Genomic DNA, 6,830 nt, shown 5'->3' on the forward strand with positions numbered 1-6,830 from the left:
CGACAAGAATTTCTTCCGCACTGGCGAGGGCCTGGAGAAAAGCGGCGAGCGGCTGGAGAGTGTCTGGCGCGACGTGCGCAACCATCTGCAAGGCGAGGGGCTGGACCGGGTCCGTACCCGAGAGGCAGCTTCGATCGCCGCTGCTGGGCGTTGGTCCGTGGCCGCCGCGCTGCACCGCACCGAGAGCCGCGGCATGCACCGCCGCACCGATCTGCCGGGCAAGAGCCCGGCCTTCGCGCACCGGCTGGTCATCACCGGTGTGGATGCGTTCCGCATCGCAGGTGCGCCTGAGCGGCTGGCGGAGCTGGCGTCATGATCGAGATCGTCTCGGCCACGCGCTGCGTCGAATGCGACATCTGCGTCAAGGTGTGCCCGGCCAACGTCTTCGACGCGACCGACAATGGCGTGCCGGTGATCGCTCGCCAGGAGGACTGCAGACCTGCTTTCTCTGCGAGATCTATTGCCCGACCGACGCGCTTTATGTGGCCGAGTTCGCCGAAGGGCCGACCGGCATCACGGAAGCTCAAGCCGACGCCCGACAGCTGTTCGGCTCCTATGCCCGCGCGCTTGGCTGGAAGCGCGGCAAGGCGGGCGGCTCGGAATTCGACCCGACGCACCGCATCCGCGTGGCGCAGTGAACCGATCGGAGACAGATATGGATCGCCCGAACATGGACCGGATCGTCGTCAGCGACATCAGCAAGACCTTCCAGCTCAAGCTGGGGCAGTTCGTCACCGTGGATGGCGAGGCGACCGACCGCGTCACCGTGCTCGACGGCGTCGATCTTTCCATCCGCAAGGGCGAGTTCATCACGCTGGTCGGCCCGAGCGGCTCGGGCAAGTCGGTGCTGCTCGATATCATTGGCGGGCTGACGCAGGCGACCGGCGGCAACGTCCAGCTCGACGGCAGGCGCATCACCAGGCCCGATCCAAAGACCGGCTATGTCTTCCAGCAATATGCGCTGTTTCCCTGGCGCACGGCGCTCGCCAACATCGAATATGCGCTGGAAGTGCGCGGCGTGGCCAAGGCCGAGCGTACCGCCACAGCCCGCCATCTGTTGGCGCTGTTCGGCCTTGCCGGTTTCGAGGACCGTTTTCCCAACCAGCTGTCCGGCGGCATGCAGCAGCGTGTGGCGATCGCGCGTGCGCTGGCCAGCAACCCGGAAGTGCTGCTGATGGACGAGCCGTTCGCGGCGCTCGACCAGCAGACGCGCGAGCTTCTGCAAGGCGAGCTGCTGCGGATCTGGGGCAAGATCAACACCACGGTGATTTTTGTCACCCACTCGATCGACGAGGCGATCTTCCTCGCCGACCGCGTCGTGGTGATGACGGCACGGCCGGGCGCGGTGAAAGAGATCATCGACATCGACCTGCCACGACCGCGCGACGGCGACATCCGCGCCAGCGCCGGATTCAATCTATATCGCGCCCGCGTCTGGGACGTGCTGCGCGACGAGGTCAACAAGGCGCAGAAGGACTGGACCCTGTCGCCAGCCTTCAGTCACTGAGGAGCTGGACCAATGGCCTATCTGACCGAGAAGTTTGGCTCCGCGGGAGCGCTCCACCTGTTTGCCGGCGCTGGCGAAACGGTAGCCGCCGCCAGGGTCCCGGCCATCAAGGCCAGCGCCAAGATCCGGAGCAAGAAAGCAAGCCACGGCACGTTCCTCTATGGCGTGCCGCTGCTCGGCCTGTTCTTCCTGCTGTGGGAGATCGCGCCCCGGCTCGGCTGGCTGAACCGCATCTTCTTTCCGCCGCTGAGCGAGGTGCTGGTCGCCTGGTGGGCGCTGCTCGCTTCGGGCGTGCTGATCGAGCATATCGGCATCAGCCTGCAGCGCGCCGCGATCGGCTTCGCACTCGGCGTGGTGGTGGCCATCCCCCTCGGTCTGTTGATGGGGCGCTATTCGCTGTTCGAGAAGGTTTCCGACCTCCTGGTGCAGACGCTGCGAAACACATCGCAATTCGCACTGCTGCCGGTGTTCATCCTGTTGCTCGGCATCGGTGAGGAATCGAAGGTCGCGATCACCTTCTACTCCTCGGTTTTCTTTCTCCTCGTCAACACGATCAGCGGCGTCAAGTCGGTGGATCCGCTGCTGATCAAGGCGGCGCGCTCGATGGGTACGTCCGACTTCGATCTGTTCCGCAAAGTCATCCTGCCGGCCAGCATTCCCTCGATCGTCGCCGGCGCCCGGCTGGCGGTGAAATCCTCGCTGTTCGCGGTCATCGGCGCCGAGATGCTGGCGGCTAAATCCGGCCTCGGTTTCCTCATCCAGAACTCGCAGCTGATGATGGAAACGGCCGACATGTATGCCGGCATCCTGACGCTGACCGTCATCGGCCTGACCGTCAACTACCTGCTCGTCTGGTTCGAGCGCTGGGCAACAGCCTGGAAAGGCCAGTCCGAGACCTCGCTCATTTAAGCGGTCCATTCATTCCAACCAGGAAGGATTTTTCCCATGCCCAACATTCCATTCGACGCACTTCGCCGGCTGCTGCTGAAGGGCGCTATTGCTGTCGTCATCGGCCTTGGCGGCATGCCTGCCTTCGCGCAGGAGAAGCCTGAAATAATCCGCATCGGCAGTACCGCGCCGGGGCATCTCAAATTCATCCTCGCCCAGAAGGACGGCTGGTGGGAGAAGGAATTCGCCAAGGACGGCATCAAGGTCGAACTGGTGACTTTCAATGGCGGTTCGGAGGCGACGACCGCGCTGGCCACCGGTGCGATCGAATTCACCTATACCGGCAACAATCCGGCGCTGCGGGTTGCTGCGTCCGGCGCCGACGTCAAGCTGATCGGCCTGTCGAGCTATGTGAAGGCCGGCGGTTCCTACATCGTCGTCAAGACCGGCTCGCCGCTGAAGACGCTGCAGGATCTCAGGGGCAAGAAGGTCGCCTATCTCACCGGCACGGTGCGGCATTCGAACTTCAGCAAGGCGCTGAACAGCGTCGGCCTGACCACCAATGACGTCGAAGGTCTGAACCTGCCGTTCGAGGCATCCGGCCCGGCGTTGCTGCGCGGCGATATCGACGCCATTGTCGAGACCGATTCGACGGCGGCCAAGCTGGTCGACACCGGCGAGGCGCGCGTCCTGTTCGACACCAGCACTCATCCGGAATGGAACGTGCCCAACGTCATCTCGGTCAACGGCGCCTTCGCGGCGAAATATCCCGATCTGGTCAAGCGGCTGCTGAAGGTCGATATCGAGATTTCGCGTTGGGCCGATGCCCATCCGGACCAGACGATCAAGACCTTTGTCGAGGCCACCAAGTCGTCGGAAAAATCCGTCCGCAAGACCTATGCCGACGGGGTGTTCCATCAGGATCCGAAACTCACGGACGGCGCGATCGCCGCCTTGCAAGGCGAGGAGAAATTCATGGCCAGCGCCGGGCTGCTGAAGGGCTCGATCGACTATGGCAAATGGGTCGACAAGAGCTTTGTCGATGGCGCCGCGGCTGAAGTCGCTGCCGTCCAATAGACTAGAAGCATCGAGCGGGGCGGGCGCTTTGCCGCGCCGCCCCGTTCGTCTGGTTCGTCAAATCTCCGGGATGTTCTCCTTGAAGATCACCTGCAGCCTTGGCTGGTGCAGTTCATAGGGCAATCCCCGGACCGCATGGATCAGGGTGTTGAGCGCTTCGCGGGCCTCGACGCGCGGGTTCTGGTCGATGACCGCGTCGAGCGTGCCGTCGAGCAGAAGGTCCTTGGTGCCGTCCGTCACTTCGTGACCGAGGAAGACCATGGATTGGGCGCGGCCGCGCTCCTTGAGCGCGCGGGCGATACCGGTGTTGCCGGCGCCGACATTGTAGATCGCGGCAAGGTCGGGGTGCCGCTCCAGCAGGGCTGATGCCTCCGAATAGGCCTTCTCGCGATCGTCGAGCATTTCGCGCATCTCGACGATCTGCAGATTGGGTGATTCCTCGGTCAGCACGTGGCGGAACCCCATCTCGCGTTCTTCGTGGCCGCGATAGGACAGCGAGCCGGCGAACAGCGCCACCTTGCCCGGACGCCCCGATCCCATGAAGCGGTTGAGCAGATAGCCGGCCAGCCGCCCGGCGGCGCGGTTGTCGATGCCGATATACGCGACCCTGGGCACATGCAGGATGTCGGAAGCGATGGTCACCACCTTGATGTCGTTGGCCGACAGGGAGCGGATCGCTTCGCGCACCGTCGGATGGTCGAGTGCGATGACGCCGACGCCTTGCGTCTGTCCGCGCAGATCCTGCAGCAGGCGAGCGAGCCGGTCAGGATTGAAGCCCTCTATGGTGGCGATACGAACATCGAGGTCGGGCCGCGCCAGAGCCTGTGCCTCGATGTGGCGGTGCAGCATCTTGATGAAGGAATTGGTGCCGGCCGGCAGGGCGAAGTCGAGCCGGATGACCTCGCCGGGCGAGGGCCGTGGCGGCGTGCCGTTCGGGCCTTCGGCGATGTAGCCGAGGCGCTGCGCCATTTCGAGCACGATTTCCCGCGTGCGCGCCCGTACGCCGGGCCGGTTGTTGAGCACGCGGTCGACGGTGGCGGCCGAGACGCCGGCCTCCCGGGCTATGTCAGTCAGGGTGGAACGCACCGTCTTTCATCTCCTGCATGCGTCGGATCGGCTGGTGACGGCTTCCGCGTCATCGGCGATTCTGATGGGAAATGATGTATCCGCCCTTGGCCGATGTGCAAGCCGCCGGGCTAAATCAAATGGTCCGGCAGGGGTGCGCAGGGCCGGGAAGGGTCGGGTGCCCTCAAATTGAGGCATCCGGCTTGACGGATGGATCCCGTTTTTGTGCATTTCCTTGCCCTATTGCGATGTTATGATGTGTTTTGATTATTTATGATGTTGACAGCCTTGCCATGCTGTCGTCAATATCCCTCATAAGGGTCGTGGAGGAAACGTGGCCCTGAGGGAGGAGTTTCAATGTCTGACTTGATCCGCATCTCGCGGCGCCGGCTGCTGGCATCTGGAGGAAAGGCGGCCGTCATGATGGCCGCTGCTGGTATCGCACCCCAATTCATTCGTCCCGGCCGTGCCTATGCGGCCGACGCGCTGGCGCCAGGCATGATCGGCGGCCCGACGGGCTTCGAAGGGGCCGAGCGCTACCAGTATGGCGCCGATACGCCGGAAGGCCGCGCCATCGAGGCGGCGAAGGCGCTGAAGGGCGCCGGCAAGGCGCCGACCAAGATCGTGCTCGGCCTGTCCGACGGCTCGATCGGCCAGCTCACGCAGCCGTTCCCGGCCGGTGCGCCGTCGATCAAGGAGCTGTGGGAAAAGGAAACCGGCATCGCGATCGAAATCGTCGGTCTGCCGAACGGCCAGGAATTCACCAAGACGATGCAGGACATCTCCACCAAGGGTGGGGCCTACGACATCTACTCGACCGAATGGAACCGCCTCGGCGACCTCGCCGAAACCGGCGGCATCGCCAAGCTCGACGACTTTGTCGCGCAGCATAAGCCTGAATGGGACGATCCCGTCAGCGGCTATGTCAACGGCGCCAAGGGCGTGTCGCTGCTCAACAAATACCGCGGCTCGAACTATGGCGTGTCGCTGGACGGCGACTTCCAGACCTGGGTCTACCGCACCGACCTGTTCGGCGACGAAGCCGAGAAGAAGGCCTTCAAGGACAAATACGGCTACGATCTGGCGCCGCCGAAGACCTGGAAGCAGCATGGCGACATCGCCGCCTTCTTCCAGCGACCGGACAAGGGCCTGTTCGGCTCGACCGACCTGCGCAACCAGGGCTGGGGCTACACGAACTGGTACCAGCGCTATGTCTCGATGGCTTCGCCCAACCAGTTCCTGTTTGGCGATGACGGCAAGCCGATGATCAATTCCGAGCAAGGCATCGCCGCCACCAACGAATATGTTGCTTCGCTCGCGCATCATTCGCCGGATGCGATCTCCTGGGGCTGGCCGGAGCAATATGGCAACTTCGCCAAGGGTGGTGCGGCGATGACCTGCGCCTTCTCCAACCTGCCGAAATTCCTCGACAATGCCGGCAACAAGGATTCAGCCGTCACCGGCAAGATCGGCTCGATGCTGCCGCCCGGCCGCGAGATCGGCGGCAAGCTGATCAGCCGTTCCGTGCTGTGGTTCTCGCTGACCGGCATGGTCTCGTCGCAGTCGAAGAACCAGGAGGTCGCCTACCTCCTGCTGCAATGGCTGGGCTCGGCCCGCATCTATGCCTGGATGAGTGCCAACCCCGGCGGTTATCTGGACCCGTTCCGGCTTTCGGACTTCTCCGATCCGCTGGTGCGCCAGACCTATCATGCCTACCACATGGACGTCGTGCGCGAGACGGTCGCCCGCACCGTGCCGACCATCAACTATCCCGGCGCGACAGCCTTCCACAATGCGCTCGACGAGAACCTGATGGCGGCGCTGACCAAGGCCAAGACATCGGAGCAGGCGATGGCCGACACCGAGGCAGAGTGGAAAAAGATCGCCCGGCGCACCGGCGAGGACAAACTGCTCGAAGCCATCAAGACCAACAAGGAGGCCTGGCCGACAGTTCTCGATCCAATCGTCTGATCCTTCTCCCTGGATCATATCGAAGGAGGGGAGGAGCCTACTTCTCCCCTCCGCCCACAACGCCACCAGCAAAGCCGCCAGATGAAGCGTTCCGTTCCTTTCCTGATATTCCGCTATGCCGCGATCTTCGCGGCCATGGCGGTGACGCTGGTGCCGATCCTGTGGATGGTGTCGATGGCGTTCAAGCCGATCGCCGAATGGTCGGCGACCGGCGCCGAACTGACCTGGTGGCCGAAGAACCCGACGCTCAGCAATTTCCGTTTCTTCTTCGGCGAGTCGACCAACAATTTGATCGTCGCGCTCGACCGTAACGCGCTGAAGC

The 6,830-nt window shown here is 63.5% G+C and carries 5 protein-coding genes and 3 pseudogenes; 7 read left to right on the forward strand and 1 reads right to left on the reverse strand.

The features are described 5' to 3' along the window. The 5 genes and pseudogenes from EN750_RS12415 to EN750_RS12435 form a co-directional block, all read left to right on the forward strand. A pseudogene (locus tag EN750_RS12415) lies at nt 1–316 on the forward strand (oxidoreductase); the annotation flags it as partial. Further along, nucleotides 313–638, forward strand: a pseudogene (locus EN750_RS12420) (ferredoxin family protein). The pseudogenes EN750_RS12415 and EN750_RS12420, both read left to right, overlap by 4 nt. Nucleotides 639–670: 32 nt before the next feature. Further along, nucleotides 671–1,507: an ABC transporter ATP-binding protein gene (locus tag EN750_RS12425; protein WP_127396598.1), complete on the forward strand. Its 837-nt coding sequence runs from the start codon at nt 671–673 to the stop codon at nt 1,505–1,507. A gap of 12 nt (nt 1,508–1,519) precedes the next feature. Continuing rightward, nucleotides 1,520–2,416 (forward strand): ABC transporter permease, encoded by an 897-nt coding sequence (locus EN750_RS12430; RefSeq protein WP_127270901.1) that lies wholly within the window; start codon nt 1,520–1,522, stop codon nt 2,414–2,416. Nucleotides 2,417–2,452: 36 nt separating this feature from the next. After that, on the forward strand, nt 2,453–3,472 hold the full coding sequence (locus tag EN750_RS12435) for an aliphatic sulfonate ABC transporter substrate-binding protein (protein ID WP_127396596.1): 1,020 nt from the start codon (nt 2,453–2,455) through the stop codon (nt 3,470–3,472). A gap of 57 nt (nt 3,473–3,529) precedes the next feature. On the opposite strand, the gene EN750_RS12440 is transcribed toward EN750_RS12435, so the two are convergent. Then, entirely contained in the window at nt 3,530–4,558 is a 1,029-nt protein-coding gene (locus tag EN750_RS12440) for a LacI family DNA-binding transcriptional regulator (protein WP_127396597.1), read from the reverse strand. Nucleotides 4,559–4,894: 336 nt separating this feature from the next. Here EN750_RS12440 and EN750_RS12445 point away from each other — a divergent pair, with 336 nt between their 5' ends. Beyond that, entirely contained in the window at nt 4,895–6,508 is a 1,614-nt protein-coding gene (locus EN750_RS12445; protein WP_127331050.1) for an extracellular solute-binding protein, read from the forward strand. Nucleotides 6,509–6,589: 81 nt separating this feature from the next. Further along, nucleotides 6,590–6,830: pseudogene (locus EN750_RS12450) on the forward strand (carbohydrate ABC transporter permease); the annotation flags it as partial.

Origin of the sequence: Mesorhizobium sp. M7A.F.Ca.ET.027.03.2.1 (assembly GCF_003999175.1) — a bacterium.
In the GTDB taxonomy this organism is placed as follows: Bacteria; Pseudomonadota; Alphaproteobacteria; order Rhizobiales; family Rhizobiaceae; genus Mesorhizobium.